Origin of the sequence: Corynebacterium sp. UMB10119B, assembly GCF_030228125.1 — a bacterium.
Classification (GTDB): Bacteria; Actinomycetota; Actinomycetes; order Mycobacteriales; family Mycobacteriaceae; genus Corynebacterium; species Corynebacterium pseudogenitalium.
The window spans coordinates 58,630-78,953 of sequence record NZ_JASPBG010000008.1 but is presented as its reverse complement, the minus strand read 5'-3'; the positions used below and the strand labels follow the sequence as shown (position 1 = coordinate 78,953).

Below are 20,324 nucleotides of genomic sequence, written 5' to 3'. Positions count from 1 at the left end.
CTTTCCCAAAATCCTGGAATTTGGTGCGCGCCTCCTCGCAGTAGTGCCAAAGGACGCAATTCCATCTGCCAGATCCGGCAAAAGCCCAGGTCGCGAAAAAGGGGTTGCGTCCTTTGGCACTCACTCGGTTGGGGGGACACCACATTCCCTCCCGCCCAACCTGCGACCTGGTCTTTTGCCCAGGTGCCCTCCCAAAATCCTGGAATCTGGTGCGCACTCCCTCACCAACGCAAAAACCCGCACCCCCAGCCACGAAAGCTAGGGGTGCGGGCTCAAACCCATTTGCAATTATGCCCGTGGAAGGACTGCGAGCGGTAGTACGTCGAAGCCGGTGGCAACGCCGTTGTTCTCGTCGCGGAACCACGTGCGGATTTGGTTGATCAACTGCATCATGTGGGTCCCTCCTTTCAAAGTGTGAAGGTTGTTAACCTTCTGTTCACGTTGAGGTAACTCTAGGGCCACAAAATTAGTTTGTCAACACCCACTATTGGCGTGTCGCAGGTATTTCTGGAACGAGTCCCGGTGGCCAGCACACTCATTTCCCCAGGCTTGAACCGAAGGGCAACAACTCGTCTATAATGGGGTATGACATGAAGTCGCCCAACGCCTCCATGTCAGCGTAAAGGCGAAGCCCCTCACCCGCCGGCAAGCAAAGTGAAGGGCTTCGTGAGACTAGCGAGTTGGCCACTAACGCCATAAAGGTCCGGATCGTAATCGCACCGATTGCTTTCCGGACCTTCCCTCATTCTCGTGCAGTCAGGATCTACGGCTGAACCGCAGAAGTACCTCCCAACCCATTTAAAGCGTGGGATTAGAAGCGTGCGATGCAGGTCGCGCATTCGCACTGGCCAAGGACGGTTTCTGGCTACCAGCATGGCCCTGCCCTTTAACACCTCGACCGGAACGAAAACCTACAGGAACGGGTACGGGTCCCACCCGGTGAAGTATTCGATCCGTTCGCGCGCGATCAGCAAAATGGCGGCCACCACGGCCACGAGCACAACGGCCAAAAAGGCCCACCCAACGAAACGCCGCACTCCGCTCGCCGCCGTGCCGTCTTCGTCCGGGGAGAGGAAGTGGATGGCCATGGAGAACAGAGTCGGCAGTCCGGCGCCGAGGAGCATGCCTACGCCGAGGACCATGAGTAGTGATTTCAGCATTGGTGTCTCCTATTTGCCCAGGTGGTGGTTGAGTCCGTGGGTGGTGTCGACGATGTGCGCGGGCCCGGTCGGTCCGGTTTGGGGGCCTTCGGGGCCGTCGATTGGGTCCCAGTCGTCGTTGACGTTGTCGCGGTGCACAGGCTGCAGTTGCGCGCGGTAGAACATGTAGCCGCCGCCAATTGCGAGGATGACGGTGAGGAGGATGCCTCCCCAGACGAGGTCGCCTCCAATTGTCGACGCCCACTTCGCCACCCACCACGTGACGAAGGAGATGGCTGCCGCGATCGGCAGTGTGGTGATCCAGGCGAGCGCCATCCTTCCGGCGACTCCCCAGCGCACTTCACCCTTTGGGCCCGTGAGCCCGGAGCCCATGATGGAGCCGGTGGCGACGTGGGTCGTCGATAGTGCCATGCCGAGGTGGGAGGAGGTCAGGATGATTGCTGCGGACGATGTTTCCGCGGCGAGGCCTTGTGGCGGGTGGATCTCGACGAGCCCTTTGCCCAGTGTGCGGATGACGCGGAACCCGCCCGAGTAGGTGCCGATGGCGATGGCCAGGGCGCACGCTGCTTGGATCCAGAAGGGCATGGTGTGGTCGGCGTCGAATTGCCCGGCGGCGACCATGGCGAGGAAGATGACGCCCATCGTTTTTTGGGCGTCGGACGTGCCGTGCGCGAGCGCGACGAGCGACGCGGTCCCGACCTGTCCCCAGCGGAAGTAGGTGTCGCGGTGTTCGTGTTCGGCGTTGGCGGTGAGTCGGTACACCAGCCACGTCGCGACGGCCGCAATGATCCCCGCGACGAACGGCGCGAATACTGCGGGCAGGATGATTTTGTCCAGGACGCCTTCCCACACGACACCTCCCCACCCGATTGCTGCGATCGCCGCGCCGATCAGCCCGCCGAACAGCGCGTGCGAGGACGATGATGGAATCCCGTACAGCCACGTGAACAGGTTCCACATGATGGCACCGGTCAGCCCGGCGAACACCACGAGCAGCAGCTTTTCGGATTCGATGGTGTCGGTCAGGTCGAACCCATCCAACTTCACGATGCCACTCGCCACCGTCTTCGCCACCGCCACCGACAGGAACGCCCCTATGAGATTAAGGACGCCCGCGAGCGCCACCGCCGTTTTCGGCTTGAGCGCCCCCGTCGCGATGGATGTGGCCATCGCGTTCGCCGTGTCGTGAAAACCGTTCGTGAAGTCGAAGAACAGCGCCACGGCGATAATCAGAATCAGAAGGATAGTGATACTCACAACCTGGCATTATTCTCCTCCCCAGCGCGGAATAAAACTCTTTTCCACTTTTTACCTATTGTTCACCTCCCACCAGGCCTTTTCCCAGCCCGTCCGCCGGTTGTTCACCTTCTGGGGCTGGCGTGGGGGTGTGTTCGTGTTAGAGTCTGTGCCAATGAGGACACGCCGAGGTTGGGGAGGTGTACCGTGAACGATTCCGCTGCGTACGTTCCGTTTCCGACGTTTGCTGAGTGGTCCGACCAAGCGAACGGGCACGGGTCGTTTGAGCGGCTTGCTGCCGAGTTTCGGTGTTTTGGGGCGGAGCAGCGTGCTCGCTATTCGCGTGAGTCGACGCGCTTTGCTGCCGTCGATACGAATGCGATTGAGGGGGTGTTTCGTTCGGATCGTGGTTTTACGTATTCGGTGGCGAAGCAGGCGCATGGTTGGGAATCTGCGATGGAGGAGCGCGGTGTCCATGCGCGGCCGTCGTTTGAAGCGGCGATGGACGGCTACAACCTGGCGCTTGATGTGGCTACGGGCCGTTGGCCGTTGACGGAGTCGTTGATCCGTCGCCTGCACGAAACGATCATGGCGAGCCAGGACGAGTATGAGGTCAGGGTGCTGATTGCTGGTGAGGTTCGTCGACAGAAGCAGCCGCTGCAGCGTGGCGTGTATAAGTCGCAGCAGAATTCCCCGGTGCGTCCGGATGGTTCGCAGCACGTGTACGCGTCCCCGGAGGAGACGCCGAGTGAGATGCAGCGCCTGGTGGAGCAGTGTCGTTCGGATGAGTTTGTGGCGGCGCATCCGGTGGTGCAGGCGTCGTATGTGCATTATGCGTTTGTGTGCGTGCACCCGTTTGCTGATGGCAATGGGCGTGTGGCGCGCGCGTTGGCGTCGGTGTTTTTGTATCGGGATCCGGGCATCCCCCTTGTAATTTTCGACGACCAGAAGCACCACTACTACGACGCCCTCGAGAGCGCCGATGCGGGTGTGTTCCGCCCGTTCATTGATTTCATTGAGCAGCGGGCGATTGACACGATGAACGTCGCGATGCTCGAACTCGGCGGCACAAATGACGTCGATTCCGCCCTCGCCGACCTCGGCGATGCCTCCGCACTCCGCCTCGCGGACATGGTGTTCACGGAGCTCGAGCGCCAGTTTGAGGCACTGCAACACCACCCACTTTTCGACGCCACCATCGCCCGCACCTGCACCACCCCAACCTGGACCGACGCTGACGGCTTTTCTTTCTCCCTCACGCCAACCTCATCTTCCGGCTCCCAAGTGACCGCAAACTTCAGCGTGTTTGCCAATCTGCAGGCTACCGATCGTCCCGAATACATCGTGGCTTGTACGTATGCGCAGCCATCTGGTCGTCCTGGTCCACGGAACCTGGAAGTGTTTCGTCGCGAGCTCACCCCGGACATCAGCGTGAGCCTGACTGCCCGCATCCGCGCCTGGTCGGCAGTCGTACTCGCCGACGCGGTGCGGGCGTTCAAGGGGTAGCTCACCCCTGGCAGCTCACCCCGGCAACCCCACAAACAGGAACGGCACGACCGAGACCAAGCGCAACGGTCCCGACCTGGTTCTCCGGGCAGCACGCCCCTGTGCACTCAAAGCGTTCGCTTCGAAGCGTGCGATGCAGGTCGTGCTTTCTCACCCAGCCCGGCCGATTTTCGCCGACCAGCGTCGCACTCCTTAAAGCCCACGCTTTTAACCCGGCTCGAGAGGGCGCCAGAGGAGCACAAGCAACTAAAGGCGCTTCCTGAACGTTAGCTGTGCACCACAATCCAGCACGAGACAGCGGCGACCTGGGGAAACACAAACGAGGCAAACAGAAAACCCGGATTTTGGTGCGCCCGCCCGCGCCCGCCGACTAAGCCCCTCGACCAGACACGAAAAAACTCCCCTACCAGCAACCTGGAGGGGAGCCCAAGAAACTAACTACTGCACCGCCACGAAGGACTTTCCGGAGAACATGTCTGGCGAGACCGCCAGCACACCGTTCTCGATTCCTTCCGAAGGTACCGCGATAGCAATGTTGCCGGTGGTGCTTGCGCCTTCGTACAGGGTGCCAAGCTGGTCGAAGTCATCTGGCGCGACGGCGAGGTTATCGTGCGAGGAGAAGGTGTTGCCGTCAGCGGATACGTACGCAACCGAGCCGAGTGGGATGGATCCTTCTGGGTCGTTGCCGGTGTAGGTGGCGGTGACGTTGATCAGGATGTACTGCTGGCCGTCGGCCGGGGCGTCGTTAAATGGGTTTTCGGCCATGACGGCGTCGGTGGCGTTGAGGTCGACGCTGTTGATGGTGTAGGACCACTCCTTGGACTCGACGCTGGAGCCCATCGGAAGCGGGTTGTCGCGGCTTGTGCCCTGCGCGTCCTTCCCCTTGTTCTCGATGGTTGTGCCTTCTGGGCCGGTCTGAGCGGGAGGTGCGTTGAGTGCTTCGTCGGCGGCGTCGCCAATGTAGGCCAGGAACATGACCGGCGCTACGATCGCACCCACCACCGAGACCACGATCGCCCCGATGCCCATGCCCTTCTTTTTGTTCTTCATGAACAGGGATACGATGCCCAGGATGAACCCGATCGGCAGCAGGACCCAGCCCGCGATCAGCGCGCCCTTCACGAACGAAAGAATGAGCCCGAGGATCGCGACGATAAGCGCAATGAGGCCCAGCGTGTTCTTCGTCGGTGCCGGCTGCGCGGGCTGCGCGTACATGGGCATTGACTGCTCAGGCGTTGGGATAGGTTGAGTCATGGTTACTCCCTAGTCGGTGGAGAAAAACAAAATTCAGGACCATTCAAGCCCCCCCCCCCCTCATCATTTGTCAAGTTTCGGCCGGTCAGCGGCCGAGCCCAAAGATACCCCCACCCCCACATGCGCGCGCAAAATACCACACGCCAGACCGCTATTGGCGTGACTTATCTCATGTGGTTAGTTTCCGAATAAATATTTATTTTACCTATATCAAACTTAAGATGGATAAATATATGACACACCGCTAAGGAGATTCTTATGGCATGGATTTTGCTTGCCGAACTTGCGGTAATGCTGGCGTGCATCTGGTTGGGTTCACGGCACGGTGGCATCGCCCTCGGCTTCTGGGGAGGTATCGGCCTTCTCATTCTGACTTTTGTTTTTCGAGAGACACCGGCGAAGCCGCCTGTGGACGTGATGCTGATTATTCTGGCAGTCACGTGCGCGACGGCGACGATGCAGGCTGCTGGTGGTATTGATTTCTTCGTCCGGATGGCGGAGAAGATCATTAAGCGTTACCCGGAGCGCATCACCTTTATTGCGCCGATGGTGGCGTATATTTTCACGTTTGCTGCTGGTACTGGCCACATTTTGTACCCGCTGTTGCCGGTTATTCACGATACGGCGCTGCGTAACGGTATTCGCCCTGAGCGCCCGATTTCGGTCAGTGTTGTTGCAAGTTTGCAGGGCATCACTGCTTCCCCTGTGTCGGCTGCGATGGCTGCGTTCATCGTGGTGGTTGAGGGTGCTGGCTATTCGCTTCCGAAGATCATGTTGATTGCGGTGCCGGCGACGATCGTTGGTGTGCTGGTCGCGTCGCTTGTGATGTTGCGTTATGGCAAGGAGTTGGAGGATGATCCGGAGTTCCAGCGCCGTGTGGCGGCTGGTGAGGTCGAGGACATTCCGCTTCTTGTGAAGGCGCAGCGTAAGGCAAAGCGGGAGAAGATCTCGGTTGAGCAGGCGAAGGATCAGATTTTGGCTTCCTCCAAGGGTTCCGTGGCGTTGCTCGAGGAGACGGAGGGGGCGTCGGCAAGTATTGGTGCTGACGGCCGCCTCGAGGAGGACATCACTGCTGAGAAGAATGGTGCACGGCCTGGTTCCCCGCGGATCACTGCCGCGATCTTCTTGGTCACTGTCGTGCTCGTCGTGATCTTCGGCGCAATTCCAGAGCTTCGTCCTCCAGGGGAAGAAGGAAAGCCGCTGAGTATTGCGGTGCTGTTGCAGATTCTGATGCTGTCGGCGGCGGCGATCATGGTTGCGGTGACGCACGTGAAGGTCGGCGCGGTTGCTACTTCCTCGATTGCGAAGACCGGTTTGATCGCGATTGTGGGTATTTTCGGCCTCGCGTGGCTGGGCCTCACAGTTATTGAGGCGAACGAAGACTTTATCGTCGGTGGCCTGGAGGGTCTTGTTTCGCAGTATCCGTGGATGTTCGCTATCGCCCTGTTTGCGTGCTCGATTGTGCTGTTCTCGCAGGCGTCGACAACGCGTACGTTGATGCCGCTTGGTCTTTCGCTTGGGCTCGCGCCGGGTCTGTTGGCTGGTATGTGGCCAGCGGTCAATGGCGCATTCTTCCTGCCGACGTACGGCACGATTGTTGCGGCGATCAACTTCGACCGCACTGGTACGACCCGAATCGGAAAGTTTGTATTCAATCACTCGTTCATGCTGCCGGGCGTAGTGGCGATCGTCGCCGCTGTCGCGACAGGCATGGCACTTGGCTCCATATTTGGTTAAAAGAAAGGAATCATTATGTGCGATATGCACGAACCAACTCCCCCGAATCCCGCATTTACGCAGCATCTCGCTGCAGAGACGCAGATCGCGAAGGAGACGATGCGCTACCATGCGCCGACGGCTGAAGGTGCGCCGAAGGAGCTGTGCGATCGGCTCGAAGAGCTTGTCGACGCCCACTCCGACACCATCATCGGTCTGTCTCAATACCTCCACGCGAACCCAGAAACCGCATTTGAAGAATACGGTTCGGTCAAGCGCATCGCTGAAATCCTGAAGGAGCACGACCTCGATGTCGAGGTCGGTGTCTACGGAGTAGAGACCGCGTTTGAATCCCACCTCGTCAACGGGGACGGCCCAACGATCGCGATCCTGTCCGAGTACGACGCCCTCCCCGAGATCGGGCACGCTTGCGGCCACAACGTGATGGCTGCAACCGGCCTGGGCGCCTACCTTGCCCTGGCAGCACTCGTCCGCGAGAACCCGGATGCGTTCAAGGGCACCGTGAAGTACATCGGCACCCCAGCTGAGGAGGGCTCGTCGGGTAAGGAGGTCATGGCCCGCGGTGGCGCATTCAAGCCAGAGGATATGGACGCGTGCATCATGGTCCACTCCTACGGCTACGACCTTGCAGACCAGGTCTGGCTCGGACGCCGCGTCCTGAACGTCACCTTCCATGGCGTTGCCGCCCACGCTTCCTCGCAGCCGTTCATGGGCCGAAACGCGCTCGACGCCGCGGCGATGACGTACCAAGGTCTTGCTGTGCTGCGTCAGCAGGTACCGCCATCAGATAGGATCCACGCGATCATCACGAAGGGCGGCACCCGCCAATCGATCATTACTGAGGAAGCGGAGATGAAGTTCTACGTCCGCTCCAAGTACCCAGACACGCTGAAGGACCTTTCGCGACGTGTTGAGAACGTAGTGAGGGGTGCCGCGCAGATGACCGATTGTGGCGTCGACATCGAATGGGACTACAGCCCCGCAACCCTCGGTGTTCGCGCGAACGATCAACTGGTTTCCCGCTGGGTTGAGGCGCAGCGTCGTCGTGGCCGCGATCCACTTCCGCGCGGCGTCGTGTCCGAGATCCTTGCTGCATCAACGGACTTCGGCAACGTGTCGTACCGCGTGCCGGGCATCCACCCGCTGATCAAGGTCGCGAACGAGGATCAGGCTCTGCATACCCGCGAGTTCGAAGCATCCGTCGGCACGGAAAAGGGTGACCGCGGTGCAGTCGACGGCGCATACGGCCTAGCCCAAGTCGCGCTGGACTTCCTGACCGACGCTGACCTGCGCAAGGCAGTGAAGGACGAATTCGAAGCCGCCGGCGGCTCTATCGACGTCGAGCATTACTTCGACTAATAGCCAGAGCTTCGAAGGGCGACACCCAAGGGATTGGGTGTCGCCCTTAGCGATTTCTCCCCTGCTCACTCCGCGTACGTATCGCGGAAAAGGCGAATCCTCCACAGAGCGCAAACGCTCCATCAGAATAAGTGAGGGTGTTATTCGACAGACATGCAACCGGGCGTGAGATCGGTGCATGTACTTATGGTGGCGCGTGGATAGAAGCGGACATTTACTTCTGGAACACCCAAATACTGCTCATTACAGGTTGTACTTTTGGCGTCGTTTGATGAATGCCGCCTCACCTCCGTCCAGGATGTCTACGACGTGTTCCCGAATACCGGCTCGATCGAGTTCGACCGTCGCTAACAGCACTGCGCTGGGCTTAAGAAGTAGGTTCAGCTGGACTCACGGCATAAAGCGCCGCGTGAGCTGCCGATGCTATGGGGACTTCTACTCCAAGCGCAGCAAGCGCCTCATCCCGCACTGTGCTTGTGTGACCACTCAAGTCTAAAGCGGTAAACGCAAAATCGTGGCCATGAATACGAAAATGTTGATGCCGGTCAAAAGCTGCTGTCGGTGCGCCCAGAGTTGCATAAACCATCGCGCCTGCGACCGGCCGGATTTTTCCGTCTCAGCAAGTACTGCTGCGTGTGCAAGTACGTAAGACTGGATTTGATAGAGGTGCTCAGGCTTGACTCGTTATCAGGTCTGATCAGCTCCTCGACATGTGGAACTGCGATGATTCACTGAGGTCCCGTCTATTGGTGCATTCAGTCGGCGCACGGCGGGTGTCACCGGTCGGTCCGCTCCGCCGAAATCTCCAAACTCGTGGAGGAGGCGGTGCTGGCAACGTTCGAGCAGATCCTCCTGAACCCTACCACACGCCAAGCAACCGGCGGTGACTTGACTGCGCGGGTCGGGCTTGCTGCGACGCTCGACGCGGACCGAGAGCGCCTAGCGCAACTCAACGATGACCATTACAACGGGCTCATCGATAAGGTCATGTGGGTGCAGCAACGCGCGCGAGTCGCGGAACGGATCGAAGCCACCCCGCGCCCAACTCGCACCGTGTGGCGCGAGACGCCAAGAACCAGGTCGCCATGCTCCGCGCCGAGGCCGACGAACTCTGCAATCTCCCAGTGAACGAGGTTGTACGCCTGCTCGAGGCCAAACGTGCCGATCAAGAGCAACAGCGACGGCAAGTGGCGAAGCGGGAGCGGCAGATCAGAGATCCGTTCGAGTACGGTCGGCACCGAAGCGACCCGCGGCGCGACGGGCCGACACAGGGCCTGTAGGTCGGCTGTCGACAGCCGGCACGCTCTCAGAAGCTAGGGTGTGGGCCCTGGAGTTCGGATATACTAACGAAGGAGAGCGAGCTTCTCTCCGAGAACGAGTTCAAAGGAGAAGGACATGGCCGTTTTTTACTCTTTCCACTACGACCGAGATGTTCATCGAGTGCAACTCATCGAACAGATGGGAGCACTCGAAGGACAACCCATCCTTAATCATCAAGAATGGGAGACTGTCAAGAGCGGTGGCGACAATGCCATCAAAGAATGGATCTCTGACAAGATGAAGTGGAAGTCAGCCGTCATCGTTCTTGTCGGCAAAGAAACTGCGTCGCGTGAATGGGTCCGCTATGAGATCCAGAAGGCATGGGATGACAAGAAGCCTCTTCTCGGTATTCGGATCCATGGCCTGTCCTCAATGGGAAGTGTCGATTCATCGGGCCCCAACCCTTTTGACAGAGTCTCAGGCGTCTCAGGAGTTCCGATCTTTGATCCGACACAGACCGACTGGACAGGGAAGATCGATTCCAAAGCCACCTACAACTACTTGAAGGATCATTTGACGACATGGGCAACGCAGGGCAAGACTCGTCTGTGACGGCTGAACCCAGTTGCCCGTTTTGCACAATTGTGCAACGGAACGATCCTGATGCGCGCGAGGTGTATCGGGACGATCGGGCAGTGGCATTCTTTCCCACGGAACCAGCCGTACTGGGCCACACCATGATCGTCCCGCGCGCGCATGTCCCGTTTATTTGGGAGTTGCGCGACGACGACGCCGAGCACATCGGTCTACTAATCTCGCGCATGTCACGGGTAATCGTGGAAGCCATCGGGGCCGAAGGGCTTAACGTTATTCAGTCGAACGGCGAAGTCGCCACGCAGAGTGTCAACCACGTTCACGTCCACCTCGTCCCGAGATGGAAGGACGATGCTATCGGACGCATCTGGCCTCCGGAGACTCACTACTCTGAACACGCGAAAGATGAAACTTGGGACGCGCTCCGCGACGCTTGCAGAAAGCTTCGGCCGTGACGGAGCGAGACGGGCCGAAGACCAGGGCCACGAGCGAAACCGTTTGGCTAAAGCACCTTGACTATGTTCAAAGCGTCGTTTCTCGGATGGCCCACTCCTCGACGCAGGCGAAGAGCTGGCTCCTGCCTGTGGTCACCGCGACATTCGGATACGCGCTTACCCAACGATCAGAAACTGTGGCAATACTTGGAATCGCAGCCATTCTACTCTTCGGCTACATGGATGCGAGTTACCTGCGGCAAGAGCGAGCGTATAGGCGACTTTACAATGCCGTCGTTGCGGGAAAAAGAGTTCCCGAACTCTCGCTCGACCCGCATGATATCGACCGAAATATCCCAGACGCGGATGGCGATCCATCATCGCAGGACAAGGATGACAATGGGCTAGGATTCTGGAAGAATTTGTGGATAGCCTTCTGCGGTTGGTTCTTCTTTGATCCTAGAGTCTGGTTCTCGTGGTCGATCTTCCCCTTCTACGGCGGGTTCCTCGCCGTGGGAATCGCGGTTCTTTGGTATGCAGCCACCCACTGAGCCAAACGGCCCGTACTGAACGACGCGTCAACGTGACCTAACCAGATTTGCGCTTCCTCAAAACGAGTTTAGCGTTTCACGACGCCGCGACAGGTGGCCTGAGCCACCATGTGCGACCATCGGTGAGGATGCCGTCGTAGCGAGACTTATCTTGGGTCATTCGAGTCTTGGCATAGCCCTGGAGGCATAGCCCTGGAGCTGTAGTCACCCGTGAGGTTTATACTCGAGAACTCTAACCTTTGGTCTGGCGGGGCACGTAATTTGGCGTAGCCTTTCATCATCGGCATAGTTCTCGGCAACTTGCGTGATGATGTCCCGCGAGGCTGCAGAGCCCCCATCTCGTAGAGGACCCGTAGCACTGGAAACACGAGCTCTCGATGGGTGGCACACCTTGTTCTCTGAATGAAGCGATGGAGTTTCCGTAGTTGGAAAGACTTTTTCAGCGGCTTCTCTGCCCCTACTCCACGAGTGCCAGGACCCAGCCTATCCAGCTAGCGACAGAGTGTGCGCGTCGAGTGATGGTGGATTCTTCGATGCAGATATTGTGTTGGCGCATTTCGTCCGTGATGATGTCGATGCTGGGTACACAACCGGTGGTGAGCGCGGTTCGCAAGAGGGTGTTGAAGATGTGGTGCTGGCTGAAGAGACGGACGTAGGCGAGTTGGCGTTGTTTGTATCCGAAGTTGAGAATGTCGTTGCCTTGTTCGTTGAGAACGTACTTCCCGGGCCCGACCCTATCGACGACCCCAAGGTAGCGTGCCGCCGCGGTGTAGTAGGCGGTTTGTCGGACGACGAGGCCCATGAAGTTGGTGATTTCTGAGGAAGTGGCTTCGTAGTCGGGTTGGTTGGAGAGGAATTCGATAAGGGAAAGGACCCGGTCGAAGCGATCAGCTTGGATGAATGGGATGTCGGAGCTGCCTGGGGTGTCGTATTTGGTGACGAGGGTCCCACGTACCACGGACAGTAGGTCTTCGACGGTGATGCCTTGGTCTTCGAAGCTGTAGGCCTTGCGTTTTATCAGTTTAATTGAAGAGAAATTCTCAGGGTCGGTGAAGGTGTATTCGTACAGGTGGTAGGTCAGGTTAGTGAATTGGGAGAAGACGAGTCGGATTGGTTTGTGTACGCGGGACTTATAAAGGCGGTATGGGAAGTAAAGTTGTCGGACGTTGAAGTCGTCGTTGATGACGTTCTTAGCTTCCATGATCACCACGGAGCCTGGAGATTCGAAGCCACCGTCGATCTCAAGTTGTGCTTTGTTCACGTTGATACGAACCTGCTCGTTCAAGGCATGCTCGAGAGGTGAACTCTCCCCAAGAGTCGTGGGGCTGTGCAGATTCACGCGAAAGTCGAATTTACCAGTGCCCATTCGTCCGTTGAAAGTCTCGATGAGGGCGCCCTGTTCTTCGCCGAGGAAGTCGTTGAGGGCGCCTGAGACGACGAGCGCGTTAATAGCGTTAGATTCGCTGGTGAGGTTGTCGATTCGTAGGGTTTCGAGCTCTGGCAGCGGGATGGCTGTGGGCGTGCGGTCGCTGCTTTCTGGGAATTCCTGGTAGAGGTTGAACTTACCGATGACGTATGAGCTCCGGCTCGTGGGTAGGACGTTGAGTTTCTTCTCTTTCAGCGGAGCTGCGACGGATTCGGAAGTGTCGAATTTCGTCATGAGGCGCGGTTCGCGGAATTCTTTAATCGCGGCTGCAGTGATGTGGTAGAGTCCTTCGGTCTCGACGGTTTCCTCAATGGGATACTTTTCCAGCAGTGCGTTCCACGCCGTGTTTGTTTTGCTTTCTGTACTAGCCACGAATGAGTACCTCCGTAATTGAACCGCGTTTGGCTGCGTTAGAATTGACCGCACGGCGAGCGCTCACCGAGCGAATTTCAAAGTCTTTGTAGAGCTCTCGAATCGCTTCGCAGTCACTGTTGGACTGTAGAAATGCGATTCCTTGCTCTCGCAGTTTAAGGCACTCGTCACGCAACGTGACCTGATCTTGGTAACCAAACCCCTCTTGGGTGTACCCAGTAAAGGAGGAGGTTTGGCTTAGCGGCATGTATGGCGGGTCTAGATACACGAAACTGTCCTTTGGCAGGTTTACGAGGCAGTCTTTGTAATCGCCGCAACGCATATCGACCTCCGCTTCGTTCAGATATTCCTCTAGCGCCAAAATCTGCTCGCGGTTGACGATGTTCGGGTTCTTATATTTCCCATACGGCACATTGAGCTGGCCTGCGGAGTTCACGCGAAAGAGTCCGTTGAAGCAGGTTTTATTCAGGTAAAGGATGCGGGCGGCTCGCTGGACGTCACTAAGCTCGCGGTATTTTTCACTCCGGTCGAGTGCGCGCACGGAGTAGTAGTACTCGCTGCCTTGCTCGGCGTTGCGTTGGGCGTGTTCTTCTAGTGTTTCTATGAGCTCTGATGCTGACTCCTTCACACACTTGTACACGTTGATGAGCTCTGCATTCGAGTCATTTACACGTGCTTTCGCGGGCTGCTCGTGCAGCAGCACGGCGGCTCCCCCGAGGAACGGTTCGACGTATAGCGAGTAGCTGTCCGGCACATGCTTCGCTATCTCCGGCAGCAGTTGCCGCTTGCCGCCGACCCACTTCAAAATTGGGGCCAAAGGTCGTTGCGCCTGTGTCATGTAGGGCTCCTTGAGGTCGCGTGTGAGTAATCCAGGTGCAGTCTACTCAAGGCCGAGGACAAAACTTTCCGACGCCCCTTTGCCGCAGCTCAGGAAGCTTCAACCTTGACCGATTTGGTGCTTGTATCTACGGACATGACGCCACGACCGATGCCGACACACGCGGCGGGCGGGTCTACGGTCACAGTGACGACATGGACGCCCTCGGTGACTGGGGCGCGGCGCGGTAAGCCGCGAACAGGCGACCGCCGACGACACGTCTAAGCCCGAGCGGTGGCGCCTAGACGAGGTGCGCTCGGCTACCGCCGTGGGCTCAAACGATGACCTTTACACTACCGGGCACGCATTGATGCCCGGCACTACGGCGGCGGTGTGGTCATCGCCGACAACCGAGACGGCCGAGGCAACGACACGCCCGGCTTGGCCGGTTTTTGCCTACTGGAATTGGCCACTAGCTAGACACCTAGAGCACCGGGGCGGTGGTCGTTGGTCTTTTGGAAACTAGCTCCATAGCGATAACAGCCTCCACCCGACTGGAAAACCCATATCATTCTCAGGAGAGACATACACGGACTTGACCCCCAGCCTCAGTAAATGAGAGAGATTGATCACCCTCTCTAGAGGCCGGAAAGTGGGCTCATTTGAGCTACTTCTGGACGTGACGGGATGAAACACAAAGATTTAGTCTCGGGAGTTTTTAGGATCGCCCCCTACGCCCCAGCTCTTTATAGAAGTCATCGAGATTCTGTACCTCCTGGGATATTTTATCTGCCGTGGGGTAGGTTTCTGCAGATACAGACAGCGGGGTTGAGTGACCAGTCATAAGCCGGGATTCTATCGTCATCCCCAAATTAACTTTGGCAATATCTTGAGGGGAAATATCATGCAGAGGCTTAAGGCGTTTCGTCTGGATATCGCGGCCGAAGCGGGATACGACGCCATTTAGTAGCCTTTCCTCGACTACCCGCTCCCAAGTTTCACGGACTGCAGACATCAAGACTTTTGCATTCTGCGGGTAATTATCTGGATCAGACTTTTCTTTTGACCTTATGGATTGGGCCATATCTTTAAGCTGTCCAATTTGAGCCTTCAAATTTCTTCTGCGCCAGTCAACTGGCGGATGGACACCAGCACCTTCCTCTGTCCGTACAATTTCTATTTCAGAAAACTCAGGGAGTCTGTCTTGGCCCTTCGCTGCTAAATCGAGGTTGATATCTCCCCTCGCTTCTTCTAATAGTCGCACAAATACGTTGTCGTGGGTAAAAACCAGCACTTGACGCTTTGTCGACTCTTTAACTAAGCGCAGCGCTACTGCTTTTCGAAACCTCTGGTCGAGACTTGACACCGGATCGTCGAATATGAGAGTGGAAAAGTCTCCTGTGCTCGTCAGGTCGGCATAGAAACCTGCGATCGAGATAATCCTCTGCTCTCCTTCACTGAGAATGTTGCCAACGGAATGGCTCTTCGTATCGTTGTAGACAACCTGGATGTGATTAATTCCCTTTTTGGCTTTATCAAACTGCAATTTGACAGGAATTGACGGGTCTAGACCAAGCTCCTTTAGTTCGGCCTGGAATACACTTCCGATTTCGTTGACATAATCCGAGGATAGATTCTTAATGAGCTTTGTGTACGCCTGGCTCGAGCACCGACCAAGCGCCTTTTTCATAGCTTTCTTCAGCGCTTCTTCGTCGTGTTGCTCTCTTAAAGCAGCCCTTTCCTCTGCAAAAAGCTTCTTTCGCGTGAGTACTTCGATTTCTTTTGCAACGTTCGTCTCGGCCGAATCAGATTCCGCAAGAGCACGATTCTTAGCGGCTTCGTCATTGATTCTGTCTAATAGCTCGCCAAGCAACGAAATCGTTCTTGCAATGGAAGAACTGGGGTTATCGGCTTGCTCGCGAGCAGAAGGTGCTATTTCATCCCCCGCTTTTGTTGCTTGCGCGCTAGCAATCAAATCCAGGAATCTGATTTTTCTATCTTCAATTTCCCGGTGGCTCGCTACGATTAACCCCTCTAGGGCTAACATTTCGGAATCGTCACCATCCTCTTTTGCGTAAGCACTGATAAGGTCTAATACATCTTCCAGTTCCTCGTCGGAACGAGTTTGTACCGAATTGACAATCTCCTTGAAATCAACAAGTGCTTTCGTCGCTTGTTCTAGTTGAACAGAAAGCTCTCCCTTCTTGAAATCTTGGAAGGCTTTGATTCTGTCTTTAGCCTCATCGGAAAAGTTTTGCTGGCATAACGGGCAGCGATCAGCCTTATGTAAGTCGGATTGCTTACCAGATGCGCCGCTTATCGAGCTGTGGAATTTTACGGCAGACTCCCAAAGCACACCCCAGCTGGGCTCCGAAAGACCATCTATCAAGTCATAAGAGCGTAGGCTTTTGGCTTGTTCTTCAAGTTTTCTCGAAGCCGACTCTTTTCGAGTGATCAAGCTGACCAGCTGTTTCTCATTGTCCAGCGAAAGTCTTTGATCGCCGGTCTCTAAAGTCTTCGCTATCTCGGTGATTTGTTTTGCATGTAAAGAAAGTTGCGTTGCAAGCTTCTGAGGGGAGGATGTTTTTAGCTTTGCCAGATCCGCTTCAAGCTTCGCTAACCGGTCAGAATCCTCGTCTGTAAACTCTAGTATTTCTTCGATTATCTTTTTACTTTCGTCGGTCCCTAGGATTTCCACCAGGTCGTTGAATTCCTGATCGCCTACGGCGTTCCAGCTTGCGGGCGGTGGTTTGAGGCCTAGTTGGCGATCTTCAATCGCCTGTTTTACTCGCCCCAGCAAATCCACCATAGAAGAAAGAACCTCTAGTTGTGGGGGCACATAAGCTACTTCGTTGCTCTCACTGATATGACTTCTGGCTGAAACCGAATCGAAAACCCTCACCCGGTTAAGGCTTCCTGTTACTAACGCTTCCCCTCCAGTCCATTCGGATGTCGCGGTGTCGTCTCCTGTGCAAAATGTGACGTTTGCCTTAGTTTCTGTAGATTCACCTAAAGCATTAGGGAGAACAGTCTCCGGGCCTCGTGAGGCCGCAAACTGCTTCATAATCCGCGTAAAGCCAGATTTTCCAGATCCGTTGTGTCCGAAAACAATATTCAGTCCAGATTCAGAAAGTAAGAGGGATGCTCCAGGTTTCAGGGCATTCACACCTCTGACGTGCGTTATTTCCTTTAGCGAGATTGGATCGTCGGCTTCAGTTCGAACTCCAAAATCATCAACACTCAGCTGATTCGAAAGCTCCGAAGTGTCGAAAGACGGTGTTTCAAACCAGCATTTGACCTTTTTAATTTCGTCATTAATGGAGTGGCTCACAAAGTTATCGATGTCTTCGTTAGTGACTAGCTCTCCGTGCGCAATTTTTTGGAGCAGTGCAGTTTGCCATTCTGGTCCTTTTCTCGCCTTGAGCCAGGTAACGATTTCTTCACTTAAATCAGTAGCCAAAATTCCATCCCCTCAAAGAAGCATTATTTCTAAACATGTATAATTAAATATAACAAAGTCCTGCTCAGGGCCTGTCCTGAGAGTTTAGCAGCCACCGGTTTTAGGACCACTCAATCAAAATTGTTAAGCGTCCTGGATTTAGTTCCTACCTCAGGTAAGGAAAGATCAGGCACTATGTCCAGAAAGTATTCCGTCGAGTTTAAGAGGAAGGCGGTCCATAAGATCATTGAAATGGTCTGCTTGGAGTCCTGCTCACTACAGCGCGCCTACGAACAGGTCGGTGAACAACAACCATGTCTACCCAGCTCTCTACTGTTTTGGAGAAGTCTTGGTATTTGAATCCAACGATCCACCGCCCGGTGAAGTCGCCTGAGTCCCCCATCACTTCGGTGGGGAGCACGGTTTGGGGCGGGGTGAACGCTGTCGTTGGCATCCTCCTCCCTCAGCGCTTCCGTCTCCGCGGACTTGCCGACGCCGAAGTGGCACACGCCCTCCGGCAAGAGCGCTCCCTCCTCTACGTCGCCGCCTCCCGCGCCCGTGACGCCCTCCTCGTCACCACCCACGGCGAGCCCTCCGACATCCTCCCGGAGGTGTAGGGGCACCCGGTATGCGGAGGGGCGTCGATAATTAAAACGCTAGGAAAACCATCAGGAAAGGGTTACTGTTATCTGTGTAAGTCGCCTGTGTTCGGCGTTGTACAGATTTGTGGAGAAATAGAGAATGAACCAGAAAAAGCTACTTGCCGTGTGCAGCGCAGTTGCTATTGCGTGCGGGTCAATTACTGCGGTGGATGGGCCGACCGCGGGCGCGTATGTGGTGAAGCAAGACACAAAGGGAATGGAGGCGAGCCCCGATGTGACTAACCCGACGAAGATTCCGGCCGTGGACGTGAAGGTTGAAACGGATAAGAAAGATGTCGAGGCCGGGGATACGGTCACAGCTACGGTGACAGGTTCTGTCAAGGCCCCTCACCCAGTAACAGGGGCGAGCGCGGCGCCAGGAGAGTCAGACATCACTGGGTTGTCCATTGAGTTCTCACTGCCGAGCACTTTCGCTCTCCAAAAAGGAACGAAGCTCGTGTGGGGGACGCAGACGTTTGAGGACATCCCGTTGAAAACCATTGAATCCACTGATCCCGACATCACAACGTACGAAGCGGACCTCGGGGCAGCGGGCACTGGTGGGGACTTCACGCTGACGCTTCCCGCCAAGGTCAGTGAAGACGTCTCGGAGAGTGAGGCTTCATTCAAAGCTGCGGCACAAGCACTGATTACGCCAGAGTTTAAGTTCGTGCGGGACACCGACCATTCTCACGTTGAAGCGCAAATGGTCGACGGGCGTTGCACCTGGGTAGCCAAGACCCAGTACCAACTTCAAGGGGGCGAATATGGGGCATGGCTCAGCGAAATCTTCCTCGGGGTGACCCAACCCGATACCGTCAGGCTCGGCAAGGCTAGCATTTCAATTTTCGACCCAAGCGGAAAGGACCTCGCCGACGAAGCTGCCCTCGGGGCTTTTGACGCCGAATCGCGACAAACGGCCCAAGCCACCTTGGATAAGCGTGATAAGGAATTCCCTAATACGCGCTGGCTGCAAACTTACGACTGGGGAATCACACCAGATAACAAGGTCCTCAACAACACGGTTGGCGATGTCTTCCTCCGCAGCGGCAGCCGCGTCATGATCGAGCAACCAGTGTATGACGACAACCGGCTTTGTACACCAGGAGCGGAATACCCGTCGGACATCTACAGCAGCTACGTCGGTGGCGTGATTATCAACCCCATCAACCGTGCCACAGCTGCAACCACCGTCCAGGTCAAACCGACAACCCCGCCCACTGAGCCAACTGAGCCCACTGTGTCGACCACGACAGTGACGACTACCACCTCGACGACGACGCCAACGACAACCGTAACTACTACGGCGACTACCACCTCGACGACGACCGCGACGACGACGGCGGACTGCGATTGCTCTCCAACGACGGTGACTGAGACCGCGACGACGACGGAGAAGACCTCTGAGCCGACCACCGAAACCATCACGGTGACCACCAAGGAGGCCATCCCGACCACCGTTACGAAGGAGACCACCCCGACCACCGTAATGGTCACGGCCACCGAAACCACCACGGCGACCACCAAGGAGGCCATCCCGACCACCGTTACGAAGGAGACCACCCCGACCACCGTAATGGCCACAGCCACCGAGACCACTACGGCGACCACCACAGCGACCGAAAAGGCCACGGAGACCGTCACGACCACGGTCACCACGACCCCGGCTACCCCGGTGGACCCGCAGGAGCCCACCCCGACCGTCCCCGCAACGTCGACCCCGACCGCGCCTGGCAAGACTGCCGAGCGCTGCTTCGCCAACGCGATTGCGTCGCCGCTGTTTTACCTGGTGCCGGTTGGTGTGCTTGTGGCGGTTGGCGGCGAGCTCGCCCGCCCGTACGCCGGTGCGCTGAATGAGCAGCTCGCACGCATCAATGCGGATATTCAGGCTGCGTTCCAGCAGGATTCGCCAGATCGCGGTCGCGATGGTCGCACCCCGCGTAACGACGACCCCTCCTCCGCCCTCCGCGCCCAAATCGCGGACGCGAACCGGAGGTTCCAGGAGATTGCTTCCGACCCGAACGTGCAGCGTATCGGCACGGTCGCCGCAGTGATCTTCGGTTTAGCTGCCGCCTCCGCCATCCTTTACGACTGGTGCTCCTCCGAGCCCGGCAAAGCCTTCACCGCCATTGAGGGCAGCAGTGCCGCGGAGCGTTTCCTGAACCGGAACCGCTAATCCCCGCTGTCCTGCTCCAACCGGAAACGGGATATCAGTGAACTGAATTGAGCGGCGACTGTGTAGTGCCTCAACCCCATTACGCCCATCTGCAATTCTGTTCACAAATTCCCGACTCCGCTGGAGGCAACTACTTCAGAAGGCCTCCAGCCTCCGCACCCACTGGGCGAGCGTGCCGTCGATAATCGCGGCATGCAACATAGTGAGGCCAACGATCCACCGCACGGTGAACTCGCTTGAGTCCACATCGCTTCGGTGGGGAGCACGGTTTGGGGCGGGTGAGCGTAGTCGTCGCCATGCGCCGTAGAATCCGGTTGATCGCAGTGCAGTTGGCGCGATTCGGCCCCATCATCACCTACGGT

The 20,324-nt window shown here is 56.9% G+C and carries 15 protein-coding genes; 8 read left to right on the top strand and 7 right to left on the bottom strand.

What is annotated here, in order from left to right; all coding sequences use genetic code 11:
• Positions 1 to 911 precede the first annotated feature (911 nt).
• Together QP802_RS07590 and QP802_RS07585 are read right to left on the bottom strand one after the other, a co-directional pair.
• Positions 912 to 1,160, bottom strand: coding sequence for a hypothetical protein (locus QP802_RS07590; RefSeq protein WP_256021861.1), 249 nt, complete (start codon positions 1,158 to 1,160; stop codon positions 912 to 914).
• A gap of 9 nt (positions 1,161 to 1,169) precedes the next feature.
• On the bottom strand, positions 1,170 to 2,417 hold the full coding sequence (locus QP802_RS07585; protein WP_284818149.1) for an inorganic phosphate transporter: 1,248 nt from the start codon (positions 2,415 to 2,417) through the stop codon (positions 1,170 to 1,172).
• 186 nt (positions 2,418 to 2,603) lie between these two features.
• Between QP802_RS07585 and QP802_RS07580 the strand changes: the two genes are divergently transcribed.
• Positions 2,604 to 3,902, top strand: a complete 1,299-nt coding sequence (locus tag QP802_RS07580) for a Fic family protein (protein WP_284818146.1) — start codon at positions 2,604 to 2,606, stop codon at positions 3,900 to 3,902.
• A gap of 438 nt (positions 3,903 to 4,340) precedes the next feature.
• On the opposite strand, the gene QP802_RS07575 is transcribed toward QP802_RS07580, so the two are convergent.
• Positions 4,341 to 5,156 (bottom strand): hypothetical protein, encoded by an 816-nt coding sequence (locus QP802_RS07575; protein WP_284818144.1) that lies wholly within the window; start codon positions 5,154 to 5,156, stop codon positions 4,341 to 4,343.
• A 258-nt stretch (positions 5,157 to 5,414) separates the two neighbouring features.
• Between QP802_RS07575 and QP802_RS07570 the strand changes: the two genes are divergently transcribed.
• Together QP802_RS07570 and QP802_RS07565 are read left to right on the top strand one after the other, a co-directional pair.
• Positions 5,415 to 6,893, top strand: a complete 1,479-nt coding sequence (locus QP802_RS07570; RefSeq protein WP_284818142.1) for an anaerobic C4-dicarboxylate transporter family protein — start codon at positions 5,415 to 5,417, stop codon at positions 6,891 to 6,893.
• Positions 6,894 to 6,908: 15 nt separating this feature from the next.
• Positions 6,909 to 8,252 (top strand): M20 family metallopeptidase, encoded by a 1,344-nt coding sequence (locus QP802_RS07565; RefSeq protein ID WP_407933407.1) that lies wholly within the window; start codon positions 6,909 to 6,911, stop codon positions 8,250 to 8,252.
• A 962-nt stretch (positions 8,253 to 9,214) separates the two neighbouring features.
• Here QP802_RS07565 and QP802_RS07560 read toward each other — a convergent pair.
• Positions 9,215 to 9,490, bottom strand: coding sequence for a hypothetical protein (locus tag QP802_RS07560; protein WP_256021870.1), 276 nt, complete (start codon positions 9,488 to 9,490; stop codon positions 9,215 to 9,217).
• Positions 9,491 to 9,647: 157 nt separating this feature from the next.
• On the opposite strand from QP802_RS07560, the gene QP802_RS07555 reads away from it, so the two are divergent.
• The 3 genes from QP802_RS07555 to QP802_RS07545 are packed head-to-tail and all read left to right on the top strand — an operon-like array spanning position 9,648 to position 11,091.
• Positions 9,648 to 10,124 (top strand): TIR domain-containing protein, encoded by a 477-nt coding sequence (locus tag QP802_RS07555; protein ID WP_256021872.1) that lies wholly within the window; start codon positions 9,648 to 9,650, stop codon positions 10,122 to 10,124.
• Positions 10,094 to 10,561 carry an HIT family protein gene (locus QP802_RS07550; protein WP_256021873.1) on the top strand — a complete coding sequence of 156 codons (468 nt, stop codon included), beginning with the start codon at positions 10,094 to 10,096 and terminating at the stop codon, positions 10,559 to 10,561. Before QP802_RS07555 ends, QP802_RS07550 begins: the two co-directional genes overlap by 31 nt.
• Entirely contained in the window at positions 10,558 to 11,091 is a 534-nt protein-coding gene (locus tag QP802_RS07545; RefSeq protein ID WP_256021875.1) for a hypothetical protein, read from the top strand. The genes QP802_RS07550 and QP802_RS07545 overlap by 4 nt, the downstream gene beginning before the upstream one ends.
• 457 nt (positions 11,092 to 11,548) lie before the next feature.
• Here QP802_RS07545 and QP802_RS07540 read toward each other — a convergent pair whose 3' ends face one another.
• The 3 genes from QP802_RS07540 to QP802_RS07530 all read right to left on the bottom strand — a co-directional run bounded on the left by QP802_RS07540 (position 11,549) and on the right by QP802_RS07530 (position 17,166).
• Positions 11,549 to 12,889: a type II restriction enzyme gene (locus QP802_RS07540; RefSeq protein ID WP_284818137.1), complete on the bottom strand. Its 1,341-nt coding sequence runs from the start codon at positions 12,887 to 12,889 to the stop codon at positions 11,549 to 11,551.
• Complete coding sequence (locus tag QP802_RS07535; protein WP_256021878.1) at positions 12,882 to 13,727, bottom strand: DNA adenine methylase; 846 nt, start codon at positions 13,725 to 13,727, stop codon at positions 12,882 to 12,884. The genes QP802_RS07540 and QP802_RS07535 overlap by 8 nt, the downstream gene beginning before the upstream one ends.
• Positions 13,728 to 14,424: 697 nt before the next feature.
• Positions 14,425 to 17,166 (bottom strand): AAA family ATPase, encoded by a 2,742-nt coding sequence (locus QP802_RS07530; protein WP_284818133.1) that lies wholly within the window; start codon positions 17,164 to 17,166, stop codon positions 14,425 to 14,427.
• Between the two features lie 293 nt (positions 17,167 to 17,459).
• On the opposite strand from QP802_RS07530, the gene QP802_RS07525 reads away from it, so the two are divergent.
• Positions 17,460 to 17,762, top strand: a complete 303-nt coding sequence (locus tag QP802_RS07525) for a hypothetical protein (RefSeq protein WP_284818186.1) — start codon at positions 17,460 to 17,462, stop codon at positions 17,760 to 17,762.
• A gap of 124 nt (positions 17,763 to 17,886) precedes the next feature.
• A complete protein-coding gene (locus tag QP802_RS07520; RefSeq protein WP_284818131.1) occupies positions 17,887 to 19,962 on the top strand; it encodes a hypothetical protein in 2,076 nt (691 codons plus the stop codon).
• Positions 19,963 to 20,324 lie beyond the last annotated feature (362 nt).

Excerpts from the sequence above, each read along its gene's own strand:
- QP802_RS07590 (WP_256021861.1), bottom strand. The coding sequence starts at position 1,160 with ATGCTGAAATCACTACTCATGGTCCTCGGCGTAGGCATGCTCCTCGGC.
- QP802_RS07575 (WP_284818144.1), bottom strand. The coding sequence starts at position 5,156 with ATGACTCAACCTATCCCAACGCCTGAGCAGTCAATGCCCATGTACGCG.
- QP802_RS07570 (WP_284818142.1), top strand. The coding sequence starts at position 5,415 with ATGGCATGGATTTTGCTTGCCGAACTTGCGGTAATGCTGGCGTGCATC.
- QP802_RS07565 (WP_407933407.1), top strand. The coding sequence starts at position 6,909 with ATGTGCGATATGCACGAACCAACTCCCCCGAATCCCGCATTTACGCAG.
- QP802_RS07555 (WP_256021872.1), top strand. The coding sequence starts at position 9,648 with ATGGCCGTTTTTTACTCTTTCCACTACGACCGAGATGTTCATCGAGTG.
- QP802_RS07550 (WP_256021873.1), top strand. The coding sequence starts at position 10,094 with ATGGGCAACGCAGGGCAAGACTCGTCTGTGACGGCTGAACCCAGTTGC.
- QP802_RS07535 (WP_256021878.1), bottom strand. The coding sequence starts at position 13,727 with ATGACACAGGCGCAACGACCTTTGGCCCCAATTTTGAAGTGGGTCGGC.
- QP802_RS07525 (WP_284818186.1), top strand. The coding sequence starts at position 17,460 with ATGTCTACCCAGCTCTCTACTGTTTTGGAGAAGTCTTGGTATTTGAAT.
- QP802_RS07520 (WP_284818131.1), top strand. The coding sequence starts at position 17,887 with ATGAACCAGAAAAAGCTACTTGCCGTGTGCAGCGCAGTTGCTATTGCG.